Genomic DNA, 19324 nt, shown 5'->3' on the forward strand with positions numbered 1-19324 from the left:
GCCGGCCGCACCGGACGGCCGGGCACTCAGAGCCGGACTACGCTCGGACAGCCGGGCGCTCGGTGCTGGCGATGGTGGCCGAGCCGACCACCCGGGTGCCGTCGTACAGCACCACGGCCTGGCCGGGGGCGATGCCGCGCACCGCACTGTCCAGCTGCACCCGCAGCTCGCCGTCCACGACCGACGCGCTCACCGGCACCTCCTCGCCGTGGGCGCGCAGTTGGGCGGTGTACCGGCCGTCGGCGAGCGGCTCGGTGCCGCACCAGCGCGGCCGGATCGCGGTGAGCCCGGTGACGTCCAGACCCTCCAGCGGGCCGACGGTGACGGTGTTGTTCACCGGCGAGATGTCGAGCACGTAGCGGGGCTTGCCGTCCGCCGCCGGGCGGCCGATCCGCAGGCCCTTGCGCTGGCCGATGGTGAAGCCGTACGCGCCGTCGTGCTCGCCGAGCTTGGTGCCGTCGGCGTCGAGGATGTCGCCGGTGGCGGTACCGAGGTGCTTGGCCAGGAAACCCTGGGTGTCGCCGTCGGCGATGAAGCAGATGTCGTGGCTGTCCGGCTTCTTGGCGACGGCCAGGCCGCGGCGCTCGGCCTCCTCGCGGATGACGTCCTTGGTGGTGTCGCCGAGCGGGAACAGCGAGTGGGCGAGCTGGTCGGCGTCGAGCACGCCGAGGACGTACGACTGGTCCTTCGCCGCGTCGACGGCGCGGTGCAGCTGGCGCTCCCCGGACGGCAGGTCGACGATCCGGGCGTAGTGGCCGGTGCAGACCGCGTCGAAGCCGAGCGCGATCGCCTTGTCGAGCAGCGCGGCGAACTTGATCTTCTCGTTGCAGCGCAGGCAGGGATTGGGGGTGCGGCCGGCCGCGTACTCGGCGACGAAGTCGTCGATGACGTCCTCGCGGAAGCGCTCGGCGAGGTCCCAGACGTAGAACGGGATGCCGATCACGTCGGCCGCCCGCCACGCGTCCCGGGAGTCCTCGATGGTGCAGCAGCCGCGGGCCCCGGTACGGAACGACTGCGGATTGGCGGACAGCGCCAGGTGGACGCCCGTCACCTCGTGCCCCGCTTCGACGGCGCGGGCGGCGGCGACGGCGGAGTCGACGCCGCCGGACATCGCCGCGAGCACGCGCAGACGGCCGGTGGACGGAGTGGTCGGGGCACCCGGGAAGTCAGTCATGGTGACTACAAGAGTACGGGGCCACCGTCCATGCCCGGCCGCGCCAAGGAACTATCGCCGCACCGAGGCCAGCCCCGCGTTGTGGGCGCGCTGGACGGCCGGGGCGAGCGCCTCGACCAGCGCCGTCACGTCCTCGCGCACCGAGGTATGCCCGAGCGAGAACCGCAGCGAGGCCCGGGCCAGCGCCGGGTCGACGCCCATCGCGAGCAGCACGTGGCTGGGCTGCGGCACCCCGGCCGAGCAGGCCGAGCCGGTGGAGCACTCGATGCCCTGGGCGTCGAGCAGCATCAGCAGCGCGTCGCCCTCGCAGCCGGGGAAGGAGAAGTGCGCGTTGGCGGGCAGCCGCCCCTCGGCGGCCGGGTCGCCGTTGAGCACCGCGGCGGGGACGGTGGCCAGCACGGCGGCGATCAGCTCGTCGCGCAGCGCGCCGAGCACGACCGCGTGCTCCGGTTGGCGCTCGACCGCGAGGGCCGCGGCGGCGGCGAAGCCGGCGGCGGCCGGCGCGTCCAGGGTGCCGGAGCGGACGTCGCGTTCCTGGCCGCCGCCGTGCAGCAGCGGGACGGGCGCGGCGCCGCGCGAGAGCAGCAGCGCGCCGATGCCGAACGGGCCGCCGATCTTGTGTCCGGTGACGGTGAGCGCGGTGAGCCCCGACTCGGCGAAGGAGACCGGGACCTGCCCGAGCGCCTGCACCGCGTCGGCGTGCATCGGGATGCCGTACTCGGCCGCGACGGCGGCGAGTTCGCGCACCGGCTGGACGGTGCCGACCTCGTTGTTGGCCCACATCACGGTGACCAGCGCGACCGAGTACGGGTCCCGCTCGATCGCCTCGCGCAGCGCCTGCGGGTGCACCCGGCCGAGCGGGTCGACCGGCAGGTACTCGACGTCGGCGCCCTCGTGCTCGGAGAGCCAGTGCACCGCGTCCAGCACCGCGTGGTGTTCGACCGGGCTGCACAGCACCCGGGTGCGGGCCGGGTCGGCGTCCCGGCGGGCCCAGTACAGGCCCTTGACGGCGAGGTTGTCGGACTCGGTGCCCCCGCCGGTGAGCACGATCTCGCTCGGGCGGGCGCCCAGCGAGTCGGCCAGCGACTCGCGGGCCTCCTCGACCACCCGGCGGGCCCGGCGGCCGGCCGCGTGCAGGGACGAGGCGTTGCCGACCACCCCCAGGTGCGCCGACATCGCGGCGATCGCCTCGGGCAGCATCGGCGTGGTCGCCGCATGGTCCAGGTATGGCATAACCATCCGATTGTAGAGGGCACTCCCCGGGCCCCGTCCCGGTGTGCGCACCGATCCGGCCACCGGGCGTCCACCGGACGACTCCCGGGTGTCGCCCGGGCGGTTCCCGGACCGCGCGCCCACCGGACACCGGTGTCCGGCACCCGTTTGACCCACCGCGCGGGCGAGCGGTTAGCCTGACGAACGCTTCCCGCGGACGGGCCCCGGCCCGGCCCGCGGGCACGGCCCGGGATCACGTCCCACTCTCACTTCCCATCGGCGCGGACAGGAGCGGTGCGCCATGTCGCAGTCGGTCGACCGCGCCCTGACCCTGCTCGGGTCGCTCGGCGACGGGCCGGTCTCCCTGGAGCAGGCCGCGACCAGCATCGGGGTGCACAAGTCCACCGCGCTGCGGCTGCTGCGCACCCTGGAGGAGCACGGCTTCGCGCAGCGCCAGCCCGATCTGCGCTACCGCCTCGGCGGCCGGGTGCTCTCACTGGCCCACCGGGCGCTGGAGGAGATCGACGTCCGGCAGGTCGCCGCGCCGTACCTGGCGGCGCTCAACGCGCGCTGCGGCTACACCGTCCAGCTGGCCGTGCTCCAGGACGGCGAGGTGCTGTACCTGGACGAGGTGGCCGGGAGCTGGGCCGGGCCGGGCACCGCCCGGGCGTCCCGGATCGGGCGGCGGGCGCCGGCCGGCGGGACGGCGATCGGCCGGGTGCTGCTGGCCGGGCTGCCCGAGGACGGCACCCCCGACGAGGAGTTGCCGGCCGAACTGGCGGCGGTGCGGCTGCGGGGCTGGGCGGCGGAGTCGGCCGAGCACCGGGAGCCGGTGACGTGCGTGGCCGCGCCGGTGGCGGGCAGCGGCGGCCGGACGGTCGCGGCCTGCGCGCTGAGCGCCCCGGCGAGCCAGGTGCCGCCGGCCGAACTCGCCCGGATGGTGCCGGAACTGCTCTGCACGGCGGAGGCGATCTCGCTCGCGTACGGCGGCTCGCCTACTCCTCGCTGGTGCGAGAACCGTTGCGGTGCCAGGCCCTCGGGGCGCGCCAGCCGTACTTCAGCGCGAGCATCCGCAGCCCGAAGGCGGTGAGCGCGGCGGCGGTGCCGGTGGCGCCGGTCAGCCGGTCGACGCCGATCAGCACCGCCACCAGGGCGGCGCCGACCAGGGCCGGGACGGCGTAGATCTCCCGGTCCCAGCGCAGCAGCGAGGGGATCTCGCCGGCCAGCACGTCGCGGATCACCCCGCCGCCGGCCGCGGTGACCATGCCGAGTGCGACGGCCGACACCGCGCCGAGCCCGTAGTCGTGCGCCTTGGCGGTGCCGGTGACGCAGAACAGGCCGAGGCCGAGGGCGTCCAGGGTCTGCACCGCCCGGTTGATCCGCTCGACCTCGGGGTGCAGGAAGAACACCACCAGCGCGGCGACCAGCGGGGTGATGAAGTACCCGAGGTTGCTGAACGCCGCGACGGGCGTCGCCCCGATCACCAGGTCCCGGATCACGCCGCCCCCGAGCGCGGTGACCTCGGCCAGCACCGCGATGCCGAAGATGTCCATGTTCTTGCGGACGGCGAGCAGCCCCCCGGAGAGGGCGAAGACGAAGATGCCGACGAGGTCCAGCGACTGCTGCACGTCGGAGGGGAAGATCTGCGAGGTCACCGAACAACTATGCCCCGTACGAAACCCTTCCCCCCTCCGCGTACGGCCGCGGTCCGTGGCCCCGCCTCGGACGCGCGGGCCCGGGCGACGACCGCCGCCGGTCCGGACACTCTGCGCAGAGTTGACGTGAACACCAAATTTCGACATATTCGCGAAATACTGCGGGTCGTACGGTATGGAGAATACAATTCGCATTTCCCTCCCGAATTCGATGCACCCTTTGCCCGGGTTGGCTGGTTTGGGAAATTGATCCCGGAAATAACTCATGGACGGGGCCGAATGCCGGTGGTAGTTTCATTTCCATCGAGAGAAGCACTGGGGCTTCGAACATGAACAACCGGATAGGAGACTTCCGTGCGCTACAACGACTGAAATCCCTGATGCCGATTGCACCGGCATCCCCGATGTCCGAACGTCGACAGTCCGCGCCAATGGCCGGGACATTTAGCTCGGGTAGGTGAATTTCCATGCGTTACAACGACTAATTATATTGCCCGAACCGCGGCAGAGCCCGGTATCGTCGGCGAGAATTGGCGCCGGACCCGGATGCGTCCGGGTCCGGCGCACGCTCTTGGCCCAGCGGGAACATGGGCCTCATAGGCCGTTCAAGAATCCTAGGAATTGTCCATGAAACTCCCGGTCCGCTATGACCCCCTCGACAGCTCCACTCTCGCCGATCCCTATTCGGTCTACGCGGAGCTGCGCGCGTCGGAGCCTGTGCACTGGCACGAGAAGATGCAGAGCTGGGTGCTGACCCGGTACCGCGACTGCCAGATGGTGCTGCAGGACCCCGCGGTGTTCGCGACGGACTGGCGGCGTGCCGGCGAGTCGGTCTCCGAGCCGTGGCTGAGCCTCCAGACCCTCGACCCGCCGGACCACGGCCCGCTCCGCAGCCTCTTCATGAACGCCCTGCGCGCCCAGGACCTGGAGGCCGTCGGCGAGCAGGGCGAGGCCCTCGTCGGGTCGCTGCTCGACGGCCTGGAGGGCAGGGCGGAGTTCGATCTCATGTCGGAGGTCGTCGAGCCGCTCGCCCTGGCGACCATCTCGGAGCTCATGGGCATCGAGCAGCCGGACGTCAGGACCTTCGCCGCGATATCGGATGCCATCGTGCGGAGCATGGACGCCGGATTGGCGCCCGAAACCGCCGGGGACGGAATCGAGACCGGTACGGAACTCAGGAAACTCGGCATCGAGGCGCGCGGCCGACTGAGCGAAATGGTCGAGTCCTGGTTCACGGCCAATCCGCGCCCCGGACTGCTGGCCCATGTCGCCGGCAACCGTGCCGAGGTGGATGTCGCCGATTCCTTCGTCCGGAACACGGTGCGGGTCGTCTTCCAGTCCGGCTACAGCTCGATCGTCGCCGGTGCCGGAAATGCCATGCTGGCGCTGCTGGAGAACCCCGACAAATTCGAGGCGATGCGCGACCCGGCGCTGCTGTCGAGTGGTTTCGACGAACTCATGCGCTACGACGCGTCGGTTCAGGGGACCAGCCGCATCGTCACCGAGCCCGTCGTCGTCGGATCCGTCCAGCTCAAGCGCGGAGACGTCGTCGTGGTGCTTTTCGGCGCGGCAAACCGCGATCCCGAAAAATTCACCCGTCCCGACGAAATCATTCTGGACCGGACACCGAATCAGCACATGGCATTCGGCCGGGGCCCGCACACCTGCGTCGGAAACCTGTTCACCCAGGTGACGCTGCAGGCGCTGATCAAGGCCATTCTGAGGCGCCCCACACGCCTGCGGATGACCGGGGAGCCACTGCGCCAGCGCACCGCGACCATGCGCTACCTGGCGACGTTGCCGGTCACCTTCCAGGCGGCTGCCGCCACGTGACGAAAACGGATACGACGGCTCCCCCGACCCGGACGAGCGCTGCCCGGCTGGCCCTCGCCAGGGCGGTCCCGCCGGCCGGGCCGGTGCGCGGACTGACGCTGTCCACGTTCCTGACCACCCTCGGGGACGGGCTGTTCGCCACCGTCAGCGTTCTGTTCTTCACCCGGGTGGTGGGTCTGCGGATGGTGGACGTGGGCATCGGGCTCACGGTTGCCAGCCTGGCCGGCCTGCTGGCGGCCCTGCCGATCGGACACCTCTCCGACCGCATCGGGCCGCGGCGGGTCCTGCTCGTCCTCACCGTCGCCGCGGGGCCGGCGGTGCTGTGCTACCTGGCCGTCGGCTCCTTCTGGCCGTTCGCCGTCACGGCGTGCGCGGTGGGCGTCGTGCAGCGGGGCTGCCGCACGGTCCTGCCCGCCCTGGTGTCCCTGATCGCCTCGGCCGAGGAGCGGGTGACCGCGCGCGCGCACCAGCAGGTCGTGAGCAACATCGGGATCTCACTCGGCGCGGGAGCCGCCGGCCTGGCCCTGTACCTGGACACCCGGGCCGCGTACGAGGCGATGGTGGTCGTCGCGGCGCTGGCCTACGCGGGGTCGGCCCTCGTGCTGAACCGGATGCCCGTACGGCATCCGCCTCCCGCGCACATCGAGAAGCAGCCGCTGGGAGCAGCGCTCAAGGACCTCCGGTACCTGCGGTTCACCGGGCTGAACGCCGTGCTGTCGCTGAACGGCGCCCTCATGGAGATCGCCGTTCCGCTGTGGCTGGTCACCCACACCAAGGCACCCGCCTGGCTGTTCAGCGCCCTGATCGTCCTGAACACGGTCCTGGTGGTGATCTTCCAGGTCCAGGTGAGCTCCAAGGGCAACGACACCACCCCGGGCCTGTGGGGGCGGATCTCCCGCCTCGGCGGGTTCTTCCTCGGCTGCGCCTGCCTGCTGTACGGCGTCGCAGGCTGGGGGAACGCCCTGGTCGCGACCGGCATCCTCGGCCTGGGGATGATCGCCCACACGTGGGGGGAGATGTACCAGGTCTCCGGCGAATGGGGGCTCAGCTTCCAGCTCGCTCCCGAGCACGCCACCGGCCAGTACCAGGGCGTCCTGGCCATCGGCCGCGGAGCCGCCAATGTGGCCGCGCCGGTCGCCCTGGTCGCGGTCGTCGGGGCCGGTCAGTACGGGTGGGTGGCGCTGGCGGCCGTCTTCCTCGCGGCCGGGCTCGCGATGCCTGCGGCGACCCGGCTGCCCACCGGCAAGGGCCCCGACCCTGACGCGTGATCAACACCGCACCGCCCCAACCGGGATGAGGGCCCCGGACGCCACGATGCGCCGCACCGGAACGACCGGCTGATCAAAGCCGGTGTTCCGGTGCGGCGCATCGTTCGCGTGGGCCCACGCCCTACTTCCCCTCGCCCAGCTCGGGGAAGTGGCACGCCACCTCGTGCCCGGTCTTCAGCGCCGTCAGCGGCGGCTCCTGGCCGGCGCAGACGTCCTGGGCCTTCCAGCAGCGGGTGCGGAAGCGGCAGCCGCTGGGCGGGTTGATCGGCGAGGGGACGTCGCCCGTGAGCAGGATCCGCTCGCGGCCGGCCCGCTGGCGCCGGCGCGGGTCGGGCACCGGCACCGCGGACATCAGCGCGTTGGTGTACGGGTGCAGCGGGCTCGCGTAGAGGGAGTCGCGGTCGGCGATCTCGACGATCTTGCCGAGGTACATCACCGCGACCCGGTCCGAGACGTGCCGGACCACCGAGAGGTCGTGCGCGATGATCAGGTAGGTCAGGCCGAGTTCGCGCTGGAGGTCGTCCAGCAGGTTGACCACCTGGGCCTGGATGGAGACGTCCAGGGCGGAGACCGGCTCGTCCGCGATGATCATCTTCGGCCGGAGGGCGAGTGCCCGGGCGATGCCGATGCGCTGGCGCTGGCCGCCGGAGAACTCGTGCGGGTAGCGGTTGTAGTGCTCGGGGCTGAGCCCGCACAGTTCCAGCAGTTCCTGGACGGCCTTCTTGGTGCCACCCTCGGGCTCCACCTTCTGCAACCGGAACGGCGCGCCGACGATGGTGCCGACGGTGTGCCGCGGGTTGAGCGAGGAGTACGGGTCCTGGAAGATCATCTGGATGTCGCGGCGCAGCGGCCGCATCGCGCCGACGCCCAGGTGGGTGATGTCGGTGCCCTCGAACTCGACCTTCCCGCCGGTCGGTTCGTCGAGCCGGGTGACCAGTCGGCCCATCGTCGACTTGCCGCAGCCGGACTCGCCGACGACCCCGAGCGTCTCACCGGCGTTGACGGTGAAGTCGATGCCGTCGACGGCCCGCACCGCACCGGTCTGGCGGCGCAGCAGTCCGCCTCGGATCGGGAAGTGCCGGGTCAGGCCGGTCACCCGGAGCAGCGGCTCGCGGTCGGGGGCGGGCGCGGGCGCGGTGGCCGTGGCTGCCTGAGTGTCCGTCATCGGTTCTCTCCAGAAAGGTGGTACGAGGCCGGGCTCACAGCCGGGGCGCGATCTCTTCGGCGAAGATGCGGTGCCGTTCGGCGGCCGGGAGGTGGCAGGCCGCGTAGTGGCCGGGCGAGGCTTCGGCCAGCACCGGGAGCTCGCTCGCGGAGCGCCCGCCGGTCCGGTCGGCGTACGGGCAGCGCGGGTGGAAGGCGCAGCCGGACGGCACGTTGATCAGGCTGGGCGGGGTGCCCTTGACCGGGACGAGGCGGTCCTGGAGTTCGCGGTCCAGGCGCGGCATGGAGCCCAGCAGGCCCCAGGTGTAGGGGTGTTCGGGCGCGTCGAAGAGGGTCTCGGCGGGGCCGCGCTCGATGCACTTGCCGCCGTACATGACCAGGATGTCGTCGGCCAGTTCGGCGACCACCCCGAGGTCGTGGGTGATGATGATGACGGCCGAGCCGAACTCGTCCTGGAGGTCGCGGATGAGGTCCAGGATCTGCGCCTGGACGGTGACGTCCAGGGCGGTGGTGGGCTCGTCGGCGATCAGCAGCGAGGGGTCGTTGACCAGCGCCATGGCGATCATGGCGCGCTGGCGCATGCCGCCGGAGAACTGGTGCGGGTAGTCGTCCACCCGGCGGTCGGGCTGCGGGATGCCGACCCGGTCGAGCATCTCGACCGCGCGGGCCCGGGCCTGCTTCTTGGACGCCTGGGGGTGGTGCACCCGGTACGCCTCGACGATCTGCGCGCCGACGGTGTAGTAGGGGTGCATCGCGGTCAGCGGGTCCTGGAAGATCATCGCCATCTCGCGGCCGCGCAGTTGGCGCACCCGTTCGGGGCCGGCCGCGATCAGGTCCTCGCCGTCCAGCCGGATCTCGCCGGTGATCCGGGCCCGCTTGGTGCGGTGCAGGCCCATGATGCCGAGCGAGGTGACGGACTTGCCGGAGCCGGACTCGCCGACGATGCCGAGGGTGCGGCCCTTGTGCAGGTCGAAGCTGACCCCGTCCACCGAGCGGACCAGGCCGTCGTCGGTGTCGAAGTGGATCCGCAGGTCGCGGACGGAGAGGAAGGGGTCGCCGGACGGGGCCTGGGCGGCGACCGCCTCGGTCTTCTGGAGCTCGGTCACGAGAGCCTCACCCGGGGGTCGACGAGTGCGTACAGGAGGTCGACCACGAGGTTGCAGGCGACGATGAAGAAGGCGGCGAGCAGGGTGACGCCGAGGATCTTGGGCAGGTCGTTGTCGGCGATCGCCTGGACGGCGAAGGCGCCGACGCCCTGGAGCGAGAAGACCTGCTCGGTGATGAGGGCGCCGCCGAGGAGCAGTCCGAGGTCCATGCCGAAGATGGTGATGACGGGTGTCAGCGCGGCGCGCAGTCCGTGCCGGGCGACGACCTTGCGCTCGACCAGGCCCTTGGCCCGGGCGGTGCGGATGTAGTCCTCGCTCATGGTCTCCAGCATTCCGGCGCGGGTGAGCCGGGCGTAGAGCGCGGAGTAGAGGAAGGCCAGCGAGATCCACGGGAGGATCAGGTTGCGGGCCCACATCAGCGGGTCGTCGGCGAAGTCGACGTACTGGAGGTTGTCCAGGATCGGCCACTCGTAGCTGAACAGGGTGAGCAGCACCGCGCCGGTGAAGAAGACCGGCAGCGAGACGCCGGCGAGGGAGATGCCCATGGCGATCCGGTCGAAGACCGAGCGCGGCTTGAGCGCGGAGACGACGCCGGTGGCGACGCCGGAGACCAGCCAGAGCACGGCCGCGCCGACGGCGAGCGAGAGGGTGATCGGGACGCGCTTGATCAGCTCGGGCCAGACCTCCAGGTGGTTCTTGAAGGAGTAGCCGAAGCACGGTACGTGGCAGGTGACCGGGTCCGGGCCGAACTTGTACTCGGCGCCGCTGACCAGGCCCTTGAGGAAGTTCCAGTACTGGGTGTACAGCGGCTGGTCGAACCCGAGGTTCTTCTTGACCGCGGCGATCGCCTCGGGGGAGGGGTTCTTCCCGACGTACTGCGTGGCCAGTTGGTCGGTGGTCTCGCCGGCGATGCGCGGGAGCAGGAAGAAGATCGCGAAGGTGACAGCGCTGACCACCAGCAGCAGCACGACGGCCGCGAAGATCCTGCGGATGATGTAGGCAAACACAGTTGGGCGGCTCCGGCGGCCCGCCGCCGTCCGGGGTCTTCCGGACGGCGGCGGGCGGCCGCTGCCTTCACCTGCCTTCAGGGATGTGGAGCCAGGCTCTTTACTTGGTGGTGCCGATGTTCAGGTAGTCGTACTCACCCGAGAAGCCCGAGGTGGACACCAGGTTGGTGGCGCTGTCCGGGCGGTACAGGAAGACCTTGAAGTAGGTCAGCGGGACGTAGACCGCCTGGTCCATGATCTTCTTGTCGATCTGGCCGTAGATCTTCTCGCGCGCCGACTGGTCGGTGTTGGTGATGGCGTCGTCGAGCAGCTTGTTGACCTCGGGGTCGTTGAGCTGGGCCAGGTTGCTGTTGCCGGAGGCCTTGATGGCGCGGCCGTCGGAGATCTGCTGCAGGAAGCCGTAGCCGGTCGGCCAGTCGGCGCTCCACTGCATCATCATCAGACCGATGTTGTGGTCCTGGGTGAACTGCGGGACACCGGCGGCGTCCGAGAAGTACTTGCCCTGCGCGTACTTCTGGATCTCGACGTTGATGTTGATCTTCTTCAGCGCGGCCTGGATCGCAGTCGCAGCCTGGACCTCCGGGTCGCGCTCGGTGCGGGCGGTGATCACCGTGCTGAACCCGTCGGACTTGCCGCAGGCCTTGAGGGCGTCCTTGGCCTTGGCCTCGTCACCCTTGTTGCCGTTGGTCGCCCAGGTGTTGAAGTCCTGGTGGCCCGGGACGTCCGGCGGGATCACCGTGTTGGCGATCTGGCCGCGGATCGGGCCGCCGAGCGTGGTCTGCACGGAGACCTTGTCGATCGCGTACTGGACGGCCTTGCGGCACTCCAGGTTGTCGAACGGCGCGACCTTGGTGTTGATCGCGACGTACGCCAGGCGACCGCCGTAGGCGTTGTCGGTGTTCGCCTTGAGCTTCTGGTTCTGCAGGATCTGCGCCTGGGTCTGCGGGTCGACGCCGCTGCCGACCAGGTCCACCTGGGCGTTGCCCGCGATCAGGTCCTTGTCGATGGTGGACTGCTCCATGCCCATCCGGACCACGATCTTGTCCGCGAGCTGCTTGCGGATCGGGTCGGTGCTCGGGTCCCAGTTGGTGTTCGGCACCAGGGTGAGCTGCTTGCCGTCCTCGTAGGACTCGAACTTGTAGGCACCCGAGGCGACCACGTGCTTCACGTAGCCGGCGCCGTCGTCCTTGGCCTGCGGGACCGGGACGGTCTGCGGGGAGCCGACCAGGTAGTCGAAGTCCGCGAACGGCTGCTTCAGGTGGAAGACGATGGTCTGGTCGTCCGGCGTCTCGATCGAGTTCAGGCCGCCGGTCTTGTCCTTGTACGGGCCCTGGTACGGGGTCTCGTTGTCGACCAGCAGGTCGTGGAAGTAGGTGGGGCCGTTGGAGTTCACGTCCGGCGCGAAGTTGGAGCGCTCGACGGCGTACTTGACGTCCTTCGAGCTGATCGGGGTGCCGTCGTCGAACTTCAGGCCCGCGCGCAGCTTGTACGTCCAGGTCAGGCCGTCCGCGCTGACCTTGCCCAGGCTCTCGGCGAGGTCCGGGACCAGCTTGTTGCCGTTCGAGCCGGCGCCCGGGGCGAAGGTGGTCAGCGGACGCCCGTACAGGCGCGAGAAGTTGTAGATGTAGGCGTAGTACGTGTTGCCCGGGTCGAAGGAGTCCGGGGCGCCCTTCATCTCGTAGGTGACCGTCCCGCCCTTCTTGTCCGAGGCGTTGACGATGCCCTTGGTGGCGGCGTCGGCACCGCCGCCACCGGCGCTGCTGCCGCTGGCGGAGGAGGACGAGCCGGAGCCCTTGCTGCCGGAGGTGCAGCCGGTCACGATCAGGACCGCGGCGGCTGCCGCCGCGGTCAGGGCGACGGTACGGGACCTGCGCATGGGTGAGATCAACCCCTTGAGGATGGGAAGGAGGGAGGGCCTGACGTTGCGTCAGTTGCTCTTGGGATCGAGGGCGTCACGCAGCCCGTCGCCGAGCAGGTTGAAGGCGAGCACGGTGAGGAAGATCGCCAGACCGGGGACCACCATGTACTGGGGGTCCACCTGGTAGTACTTGATCGCGTCCTGGAGGATCCCGCCCCAGGAGGCCTGCGGCGGCTGGATGCCGACGCCGAGGAAGCTGAGGCCCGCCTCGAAGAGGATGTTGGTCGGGATCAGCAGGGTCGAGTAGACCAGGATCGGACCGACCAGGTTCGGCAGCAGTTCCTTGAACAGGATGAACGGGCCGCGGGCGCCCAGGCTGCGGGCCGCGTGGACGAACTCCCGCTCGCGCAGCGACAGCGTCTGTCCGCGCACGATCCGGCCCATGTAGGGCCAGTTGAAGAAGCCGATCACGAAGATCAGCACCATGATGTGCAGCGGGAGGCCGTGCAGGCCGAACGCGCCGCCCTGCAGCGAGGTCGAGATCGCGATGGCGAAGAGCAGCAGCGGGAAGGCGAGGAAGACGTCCATGACGCGGCTGATCACGGTGTCCACCCAGCCGCCGTAGTAGCCGGCCATGACACCGAGCACGGTGCCGATCGTGTTCGACAACAGGGTCGCGCCGAAGGCGACCAGCAGGGAGACCCAGGAGCCCTCGATCACGCGGGAGAGCAGGTCGCGGCCCTGGAGCGGGTCGACGCCGAGCGGGTGGTCCCAGCTCATCCCGCCCCAGTCACCGAGCGGGATGCCGCCCAGGTTGGCGTCGAGCAGGTCCTGGTTCAGGGCGTCGGGGTCGAGGCCGAACAGGGCCTCGATGGGCTTGGCCAGTACGGCCAGCAGGATCAGCAGGATCACCACGACGCCGCCGGCGACGGCGAGTTTGTCGCGCTTGAAGCGGGTCCAGGCGATCTGGCCGAGGGAGCGGCCCTCGATCTTCTTGGCCGGGCTCGCGGGGGCGGGTGCCTCCGGTTCGTTCCCGGTGGTTGCGATGGGTGCGGTCATGGTCAGTTGGTCCCCTCGCCGACGGTGGCCGGCCCACGGGCGCCGGTCACCGGTTCGGCGGTACGGCTGCGGACGTGCGGAGGTGCTTGGAACGGGTGTTCGCGGCAGTACGTCGTGCACGGGTACTGCCCCAACGCGGGATGGGCTTCGCGTGGTTCTGGCGGTCGGCGTGCGCGTTCACCTTCGTGGGGTTCCCAGTACGCGCGGTGCGTTGCGCAGAACTCTCTGCCATCCGAACTGGCTTGCGCCAGCCCTGACAACCGACAGATGCCCAACTGTGATCTGTGCGCATGCACCTCCTCCGTCTTCGGCATATCCCTCTTCACACGGCTGTAACTGGCATGTCAAGATGATCGACGGTAACGGCCGGAAGTTCGTCTGGAAAGCACCGAAGCCGACCTGATGCAAGATCAAGTCGGCTTCTGGAAAAAGGTTTTGGTTGTCAGCGCCCCGGGTATCCGGGCCACGGCTGCTGCGGCTGCCCGGTCCAGCCCTGCGCGGGCTGCTGCGTGCCGTAGCCGTAGCCCGGCCCCTGCTGCGCGGGGTACGGCGGAGGCGGCACCGGCGGGTACGGGCCGGTCGGCGGCCGCCCCGCCTCCCGGTCGAAGAACGGGCGCGCATGGGCCCGCATCCACAGCGCCACCGGGTCGTACTCGTCCGCCATCGCCACCGTGGACACCGCCAGCCCCTCCGGGGCCACCGCGATCGCCCGCTGCATCAGCGCCCGCACGGCCTCCACCGCCGGCGGTGAACTCTCGTACAGCTCCAGGCCGATCGCCAGGTACGGCTCCCCCACGGCCGGCTGCACCCAGGCCCGGCGCAGCGCCCGCACCGCGCGCACCTCACCGGCCTGCCGCTCCAGGAGCGCGAAGAACGGCTGGGCGTTCAGCTGCGGCTCGCTCAGCTTCAACGGCCCGGCCGGCAGCCGCTCCAGGCCCGCGGCGATCCGCCGCAGGTCCGCCCAGGGCACCCCGACCCCGCCGCCGGGCGCGTGCGGGTTGAGCCACAGGCCCCAGCGGGTCCGGTACAGCGAAGCGGCGATCTCCCGCCCGGAGATGACCTCGTGGGCCCGCGCCCAGCCGGACGACGCCAACTGCTCGGACGAGGTGACGGCCGGCGCGTAGCCGTGGCCGCTGATCTCCATGTTCCCGTACTGGGCGTCAGCGCTGCCCGGCGCACCGTGCCACAGCAGCATCCAGACCTGGCCGTCGGCCAGTGCGTGCAGCAGTTGCTCGTACGCCTCGTAGCGCTCCGGCGCGACCTCGCGCAGGGCGCGCTCCAGCGCGCCCGGATCCGCTCCGGGGCGCCCGGCGGGTGCCTGGCCCCAGGGCCCCGGTGCACCGCCCGCTACCGCTCCCGCACTCATGCGCCCACCTCGCCGCGCCTCATTCCTCAAGCCTGCCGACCCGTCGGCCGTCTGCACGCACCCTATGGCGCGGCACCGGCCACCGCCACGGCGACGTGCCTCCGATACGAACCCCGCTCAACCCCGCGCGTAGAAAGGGAGTACCCGGGTGAGCAGCCACTCGACCACCGGGTCATCGGCGAGATCGAGCAGTACGAGGTGGACGCCCCCCGGCAGCGGCGCGGTTCCCAGCGCGCGGCCGAGCGCCTCGTTCACCGCACCCGGGTCGGCCGGGGCCGTCTGGTCCAGCTGGACGCCCACGAACATCACGGTCGGCTCGCCCTCGATGCTGGCGAGCGCCCGGCGCGCGGTCAACACTCCGGGCAGGGCGGACAGTTCGGCCCGGCAGGCGGCCAGGAAGTGCTCCGGGTCCTCCCCCGGCACCGGCTCGCGCAGCGCCACCCGGCCACCGGTCGGCGCCTCCGGGCCCTGTCCCTGGTTCTGGTTCTGGTTCTGACTCTGGCTCTGCTCCTGGTCGGCCAGGCGCTCCTCGCGCGGGCCGCGCCGCAGCTCCGCCACACCCTGCGGCGGCACCGGGATGCCCACCGCCGCCTCCGGGTTGACCGCGATGCCCACGCCCAGCGGCAGCCCGCGGGCGAACTCCCAGACCGGCGCCACCGCGAAGGCCATCCCCGGCGCCTGCCGCAGGAACACCTCCTGCGAGGAGAACACCGGCACGTACGGCTCGCCGGCCAGCTCGATGGTCGGCAGGTCCAGCGCGGGCCCCCGCGGGTCGCCGCCGGCCGGCAGCGGGATCCACACCTGGCTGCGGGCCAGCACCTCGATCACCCGCGGCGTCGCACCCGGATCGCCCAGCGCGGCGGTCAGCACCTGCTCCAGCTCGTTGGCCGGCCACCCGCCGCCCGGCGGCGCCGACTCCGGCCCGCCCCACCCCTGCTGCTGCTCCACCGGGTACCCCATGCGCGCCTGATCCGCCCTCTGCCGGTCGGCCGCCCTCTGCTGCGCCGACGCGCAGCAGTCTAGGGCGCACGCCCCGGGGGCGCCGGTTCGCGGTGGCGCGGTGTGACCGGGTCCCCTCTCCCGTCGTCGGCGCGGACGTGCCATGATGTGCGCGTTCGACGGCGCGGCGCGCCGGCGGACCGACAACTCCATACCGGCCGCTCGAACCCGCGCGGGAGAGCCCGGAGTGCCCCGTCAGGCGGCACAGCCGGCGCCGAAGGAGCAACTCCTCCCCGGAATCTCTCAGGCCCCCTTACCGCACGGGTTAGGCACATCTGGAAAGTGGCGCACGGCCCTGTCGCGCGCCCACCCACGGTGCAAGCCACCATGCTGTCCTGGATGCTGGAAACAGCTGCGGGCAGGTGGGCGGTGAAGCTCTCAGGTTCGACGACAGATGGGGAGACCCACGCCGCCGCATGCCCGCGCGCAGGGTCGGCCCCCGAGCGGGTCCGGTTCCGGCGCGTGCACCCATGAGTGCCCAGACCGAGGAGTTCCAGGCCATGTCGTCCCTCCGCCTCACCGCGCTCGACGCGCTGCACCGCGCCCTCGGCGCGACCATGACCGACTTCGCCGGCTGGGACATGCCGCTGCGCTACGGCAGCGAGCGCGAGGAACACCTCGCCGTCCGCACCCGGGCCGGACTGTTCGACCTCTCCCACATGGGCGAGATCACCGTCACCGGCCAGCAGGCCGGCGAGATGCTGGACCACGCGCTGGTCGGCTTCGTCTCCGCGCTGGGCGTGCTGCGCGCCCGCTACACCATGATCTGCGCCGAGGACGGCGGCATCCTGGACGACCTGATCGTCTACCGCCTGCGCGAGGACGCCTTCCTGGTCGTCGCCAACGCCTCCAACGCCCAGCTGGTGCTGGACGAGCTGATCGCCCGCGCCAAGGGCTTCGACGCCGTCGTCACGGACGACCGCGACACCTACGCGCTGATCGCCGTCCAGGGCCCGGAGGCCACCGCGATCCTGGCCGGGACCACCGACGCCGACCTGCCCGGCCTGAAGTACTACGCGATCCTCCCGGCCCAGGTCGCCGGCCGCGACGTGCTGCTCGCCCGGACCGGCTACACCGGCGAGGACGGCTTCGAGATCTTCTGCAACCCGGGCGACGCCGAGGGGGTCTGGCAGGCGCTGACCGCCGCCGGCGAGGGCCGCGGCCTGGTCCCGTGCGGCCTGTCGTGCCGCGACACGCTGCGCCTGGAGGCCGGCATGCCGCTGTACGGGCACGAGCTCTCCACCGACCTGACCCCGTTCGACGCGGGCCTGGGCCGGGTCGTGCGCTTCGACAAGACCACCAACGAGGGCACCTTCGTCGGCCGCAAGGCGCTGGAGAAGGCCGCCGCCGAGGCCGAGGCCAACCCGCCGCGGGTGCTGGTCGGCCTGGTCTCCGAGGGCAAGCGCGTCCCGCGCGCCGAGTACACCGTGGTCTCCGCCGACGGCGCCCCGATCGGCCGGATCACCTCGGGCGCCCCGTCCCCGACCCTGGGCCGGCCGATCGCGATCGCCTACGTGGACGCGGCCCACGCCGCCCCCGGCACCGCCGTCGCGGTGGACGTGCGCGGCAAGCACGAGCCGGTCGAGGTCGTGGCGCTGCCGTTCTACAAGCGCGGCCGCTGAGGCCCCGCCCTCCCCGTAGACCCCGTAGACCCCGTGGACCCGGGCCTGCACCATGCCCGACCCGGGCTTGAGCCACGCCTGATCCAGGTCTGACCCAGGCCTGGCCCAGGCCCGAACCACGCCTGATCCGCGTCGAAGCCGTCCGTGCGGCGGCCCGCTTCGTCGTACCCGCTTCCCATCCTGGAGAATGACGCCATGAGCAACCCCCAGCACCTGCAGTACACCAAGGAGCACGAGTGGCTGACCGCCGTCGAGGGCGGTGTCTCCACGGTCGGCATCACCGCCCACGCGGCCGACGCGCTCGGTGACATCGTCTACGTGCAGCTGCCCGAGGTCGGCGCCGACGTGACCGCGGGCGAGTCCTGTGGCGAGCTGGAGTCCACCAAGTCGGTCAGCGACCTGTTCTCCCCGGTGACCGGGAAGATCGTCGAGATCAACCAGGACGTCCTGGACGACAACAGCCTGGTCAACAGCGCCCCGTTCGAGGGCGGCTGGCTGTTCAAGGTCCAGGTGGAGTCCACCGACGAGCTGCTCAGCGCGGACGAGTACACCGCCTTCATCGGCGGCTGACCCGCTCGTGACGGGGCGGTCGCAGCGCGGCGGCCGCCCCGCCAGGCTCCCCCCTTCTCCGCTCCCGTCTCTCTCCTCCCGGGAAGACCACACCATGACGGTTCTGAACCAGTCCCTGCACTCCCTCGACCCGGAGATCGCCGCCGCGGTCGACGCCGAGCTGCACCGCCAGCAGACCACCCTGGAGATGATCGCCTCCGAGAACTTCGCCCCGGTGGCGGTCATGGAGGCCCAGGGCTCGGTGCTCACCAACAAGTACGCCGAGGGCTACCCCGGCCGCCGCTACTACGGCGGCTGCGAGCACGTCGACGTGGTCGAGCAGATCGCGATCGACCGCATCAAGGCCCTGTTCGGCGCCGAGCACGCCAACGTCCAGCCGCACTCGGGCGCGCAGGCCAACGCCGCCGCGATGTTCGCGCTGATCAAGCCGGGCGACACCATCCTGGGCCTGGACCTGGCCCACGGCGGTCACCTGACCCACGGCATGAAGATCAACTTCTCCGGCAAGCTCTACAACGTGGCCGCGTACCACGTGGACGAGAAGACCGGCCAGGTCGACATGGCCGAGGTCGAGCGCCTGGCCAAGGAGCACCAGCCGAAGCTGATCATCGCCGGCTGGTCCGCCTACCCGCGCCAGCTGGACTTCGCCGCGTTCCGCCGGGTCGCCGACGAGGTCGGCGCGCTGCTGATGGTGGACATGGCGCACTTCGCCGGCCTGGTCGCCGCCGGCCTGCACCCCAACCCGGTGCCGTACGCGGACGTGGTCACCACCACCACCCACAAGACCCTGGGCGGCCCGCGCGGCGGTGTCATCCTGTCCAAGGCCGAGTACGCCAAGAAGATCAACTCCGCGGTGTTCCCCGGCCAGCAGGGCGGCCCGCTGGAGCACGTGATCGCCGGCAAGGCCGTCGCCTTCAAGGTCGCCGCGTCCGAGGAGTTCAAGGAGCGCCAGCAGCGCACCCTGGAGGGCGCCAAGATCCTCGCCGAGCGCCTGCTCCAGGCCGACGTCGCCGAGGCCGGCGCCTCGGTGCTGTCCGGCGGCACCGACGTGCACCTGGTCCTGGTCGACCTGCGCAACAGCCAGCTCGACGGCCAGCAGGCCGAGGACCGCCTGCACGAGGTCGGCATCACGGTCAACCGCAACGCCGTCCCGAACGACCCGCGGCCGCCGATGGTCACCTCCGGCCTGCGCATCGGCACCCCCGCGCTCGCCACCCGCGGCTTCCAGGCCGAGGACTTCCGCGAGGTCGCCGACATCATCGCCGAGGCGCTCAAGCCCGCCTTCGACGAGGACGCCGCCACCGCGCTCAAGGCCCGCGTCACCGCGCTGGCCGAGAAGTACCCGCTCTACCCGAACCTCTGATCACCGCGGTGATCGTTCGGGCGGGGTGACCGGCCTCACCCCGCCACGGCACCTGGGATCCCGGGGCA

Annotated in this window: 16 protein-coding genes and 1 riboswitch; of the genes, 6 read left to right on the plus strand and 10 right to left on the minus strand. The window is 71.1% G+C overall.

Annotation, left to right across the window (positions count from 1 at the left end; translation table 11 throughout):
* Positions 1-37 precede the first annotated feature (37 nt).
* Both mnmA and ACIOGZ_RS37775 read right to left on the minus strand, forming a co-directional pair.
* Positions 38-1174: a tRNA 2-thiouridine(34) synthase MnmA gene (gene mnmA / locus ACIOGZ_RS37770; RefSeq protein ID WP_400989260.1), complete on the minus strand. Its 1137-nt coding sequence runs from the start codon at positions 1172-1174 to the stop codon at positions 38-40.
* A 51-nt stretch (positions 1175-1225) separates the two neighbouring features.
* Positions 1226-2407 carry a cysteine desulfurase family protein gene (locus ACIOGZ_RS37775; protein WP_363619263.1) on the minus strand — a complete coding sequence of 394 codons (1182 nt, stop codon included), beginning with the start codon at positions 2405-2407 and terminating at the stop codon, positions 1226-1228.
* A 280-nt stretch (positions 2408-2687) separates the two neighbouring features.
* Between ACIOGZ_RS37775 and ACIOGZ_RS37780 the strand changes: the two genes are divergently transcribed.
* Positions 2688-3476, plus strand: coding sequence for an IclR family transcriptional regulator (locus tag ACIOGZ_RS37780; protein ID WP_363619264.1), 789 nt, complete (start codon positions 2688-2690; stop codon positions 3474-3476).
* Here ACIOGZ_RS37780 and ACIOGZ_RS37785 read toward each other — a convergent pair.
* On the minus strand, positions 3382-4041 hold the full coding sequence (locus tag ACIOGZ_RS37785; protein WP_363582106.1) for a trimeric intracellular cation channel family protein: 660 nt from the start codon (positions 4039-4041) through the stop codon (positions 3382-3384). The two genes, ACIOGZ_RS37780 and ACIOGZ_RS37785, sit on opposite strands and share 95 nt — an antisense overlap.
* A 627-nt stretch (positions 4042-4668) precedes the next feature.
* On the opposite strand from ACIOGZ_RS37785, the gene ACIOGZ_RS37790 reads away from it, so the two are divergent.
* Both ACIOGZ_RS37790 and ACIOGZ_RS37795 read left to right on the plus strand, forming a co-directional pair.
* The gene (locus ACIOGZ_RS37790) at positions 4669-5874 is read left to right on the plus strand and encodes a cytochrome P450 (protein ID WP_363633243.1); all 1206 of its coding nucleotides are present in this window, start codon (positions 4669-4671) and stop codon (positions 5872-5874) included.
* A complete protein-coding gene (locus tag ACIOGZ_RS37795) occupies positions 5871-7142 on the plus strand; it encodes an MFS transporter (RefSeq protein ID WP_363633245.1) in 1272 nt (423 codons plus the stop codon). The genes ACIOGZ_RS37790 and ACIOGZ_RS37795 overlap by 4 nt, the downstream gene beginning before the upstream one ends.
* A 121-nt stretch (positions 7143-7263) precedes the next feature.
* On the opposite strand, the gene ACIOGZ_RS37800 is transcribed toward ACIOGZ_RS37795, so the two are convergent.
* The 7 genes from ACIOGZ_RS37800 to ACIOGZ_RS37830 all read right to left on the minus strand — a co-directional run bounded on the left by ACIOGZ_RS37800 (position 7264) and on the right by ACIOGZ_RS37830 (position 15662).
* Complete coding sequence (locus tag ACIOGZ_RS37800) at positions 7264-8307, minus strand: dipeptide ABC transporter ATP-binding protein (protein ID WP_363619267.1); 1044 nt, start codon at positions 8305-8307, stop codon at positions 7264-7266.
* Positions 8308-8341: 34 nt separating this feature from the next.
* Positions 8342-9412, minus strand: a complete 1071-nt coding sequence (locus ACIOGZ_RS37805) for an ABC transporter ATP-binding protein (RefSeq protein WP_363582098.1) — start codon at positions 9410-9412, stop codon at positions 8342-8344.
* Positions 9409-10419, minus strand: a complete 1011-nt coding sequence (locus ACIOGZ_RS37810; protein WP_350884652.1) for an ABC transporter permease — start codon at positions 10417-10419, stop codon at positions 9409-9411. The genes ACIOGZ_RS37805 and ACIOGZ_RS37810 overlap by 4 nt, the downstream gene beginning before the upstream one ends.
* 100 nt (positions 10420-10519) lie before the next feature.
* The gene (locus ACIOGZ_RS37815; RefSeq protein WP_363582094.1) at positions 10520-12295 is read right to left on the minus strand and encodes an ABC transporter substrate-binding protein; all 1776 of its coding nucleotides are present in this window, start codon (positions 12293-12295) and stop codon (positions 10520-10522) included.
* A 51-nt stretch (positions 12296-12346) separates the two neighbouring features.
* The gene (locus ACIOGZ_RS37820) at positions 12347-13336 is read right to left on the minus strand and encodes an ABC transporter permease (RefSeq protein ID WP_363582092.1); all 990 of its coding nucleotides are present in this window, start codon (positions 13334-13336) and stop codon (positions 12347-12349) included.
* A gap of 442 nt (positions 13337-13778) precedes the next feature.
* Positions 13779-14702: an enhanced serine sensitivity protein SseB C-terminal domain-containing protein gene (locus tag ACIOGZ_RS37825; protein ID WP_363582090.1), complete on the minus strand. Its 924-nt coding sequence runs from the start codon at positions 14700-14702 to the stop codon at positions 13779-13781.
* A 117-nt stretch (positions 14703-14819) separates the two neighbouring features.
* Positions 14820-15662, minus strand: a complete 843-nt coding sequence (locus ACIOGZ_RS37830; RefSeq protein ID WP_363582088.1) for an enhanced serine sensitivity protein SseB C-terminal domain-containing protein — start codon at positions 15660-15662, stop codon at positions 14820-14822.
* Between the two features lie 202 nt (positions 15663-15864).
* Positions 15865-15970: riboswitch (glycine riboswitch) on the plus strand.
* A gap of 201 nt (positions 15971-16171) precedes the next feature.
* On the opposite strand from ACIOGZ_RS37830, the gene gcvT reads away from it, so the two are divergent.
* The 3 genes from gcvT to glyA all read left to right on the plus strand — a co-directional run bounded on the left by gcvT (position 16172) and on the right by glyA (position 19256).
* Positions 16172-17323 carry a glycine cleavage system aminomethyltransferase GcvT gene (gene gcvT, locus ACIOGZ_RS37835; protein WP_400806309.1) on the plus strand — a complete coding sequence of 384 codons (1152 nt, stop codon included), beginning with the start codon at positions 16172-16174 and terminating at the stop codon, positions 17321-17323.
* 195 nt (positions 17324-17518) lie between these two features.
* Positions 17519-17893 (plus strand): glycine cleavage system protein GcvH, encoded by a 375-nt coding sequence (gcvH, locus tag ACIOGZ_RS37840; RefSeq protein WP_350884663.1) that lies wholly within the window; start codon positions 17519-17521, stop codon positions 17891-17893.
* A 94-nt stretch (positions 17894-17987) separates the two neighbouring features.
* On the plus strand, positions 17988-19256 hold the full coding sequence (gene glyA, locus ACIOGZ_RS37845; protein ID WP_363582085.1) for a serine hydroxymethyltransferase: 1269 nt from the start codon (positions 17988-17990) through the stop codon (positions 19254-19256).
* The last annotated feature ends 68 nt before the right edge of the window (positions 19257-19324 follow it).

The sequence above is a fragment of the Kitasatospora sp. NPDC088160 genome, assembly GCF_044741445.1.
GTDB lineage: Bacteria > Actinomycetota > Actinomycetes > Streptomycetales > Streptomycetaceae > Kitasatospora.

Excerpts from the sequence above, each read along its gene's own strand:
- mnmA (WP_400989260.1), bottom strand. The coding sequence starts at position 1,174 with ATGACTGACTTCCCGGGTGCCCCGACCACTCCGTCCACCGGCCGTCTG.
- ACIOGZ_RS37775 (WP_363619263.1), bottom strand. The coding sequence starts at position 2,407 with ATGCCATACCTGGACCATGCGGCGACCACGCCGATGCTGCCCGAGGCG.
- ACIOGZ_RS37780 (WP_363619264.1), top strand. The coding sequence starts at position 2,688 with ATGTCGCAGTCGGTCGACCGCGCCCTGACCCTGCTCGGGTCGCTCGGC.
- ACIOGZ_RS37790 (WP_363633243.1), top strand. The coding sequence starts at position 4,669 with ATGAAACTCCCGGTCCGCTATGACCCCCTCGACAGCTCCACTCTCGCC.
- ACIOGZ_RS37800 (WP_363619267.1), bottom strand. The coding sequence starts at position 8,307 with ATGACGGACACTCAGGCAGCCACGGCCACCGCGCCCGCGCCCGCCCCC.
- ACIOGZ_RS37815 (WP_363582094.1), bottom strand. The coding sequence starts at position 12,295 with ATGCGCAGGTCCCGTACCGTCGCCCTGACCGCGGCGGCAGCCGCCGCG.
- ACIOGZ_RS37820 (WP_363582092.1), bottom strand. The coding sequence starts at position 13,336 with ATGACCGCACCCATCGCAACCACCGGGAACGAACCGGAGGCACCCGCC.
- ACIOGZ_RS37825 (WP_363582090.1), bottom strand. The coding sequence starts at position 14,702 with ATGAGTGCGGGAGCGGTAGCGGGCGGTGCACCGGGGCCCTGGGGCCAG.
- ACIOGZ_RS37830 (WP_363582088.1), bottom strand. The coding sequence starts at position 15,662 with ATGGGGTACCCGGTGGAGCAGCAGCAGGGGTGGGGCGGGCCGGAGTCG.
- gcvT (WP_400806309.1), top strand. The coding sequence starts at position 16,172 with ATGAGTGCCCAGACCGAGGAGTTCCAGGCCATGTCGTCCCTCCGCCTC.
- gcvH (WP_350884663.1), top strand. The coding sequence starts at position 17,519 with ATGAGCAACCCCCAGCACCTGCAGTACACCAAGGAGCACGAGTGGCTG.
- glyA (WP_363582085.1), top strand. The coding sequence starts at position 17,988 with ATGACGGTTCTGAACCAGTCCCTGCACTCCCTCGACCCGGAGATCGCC.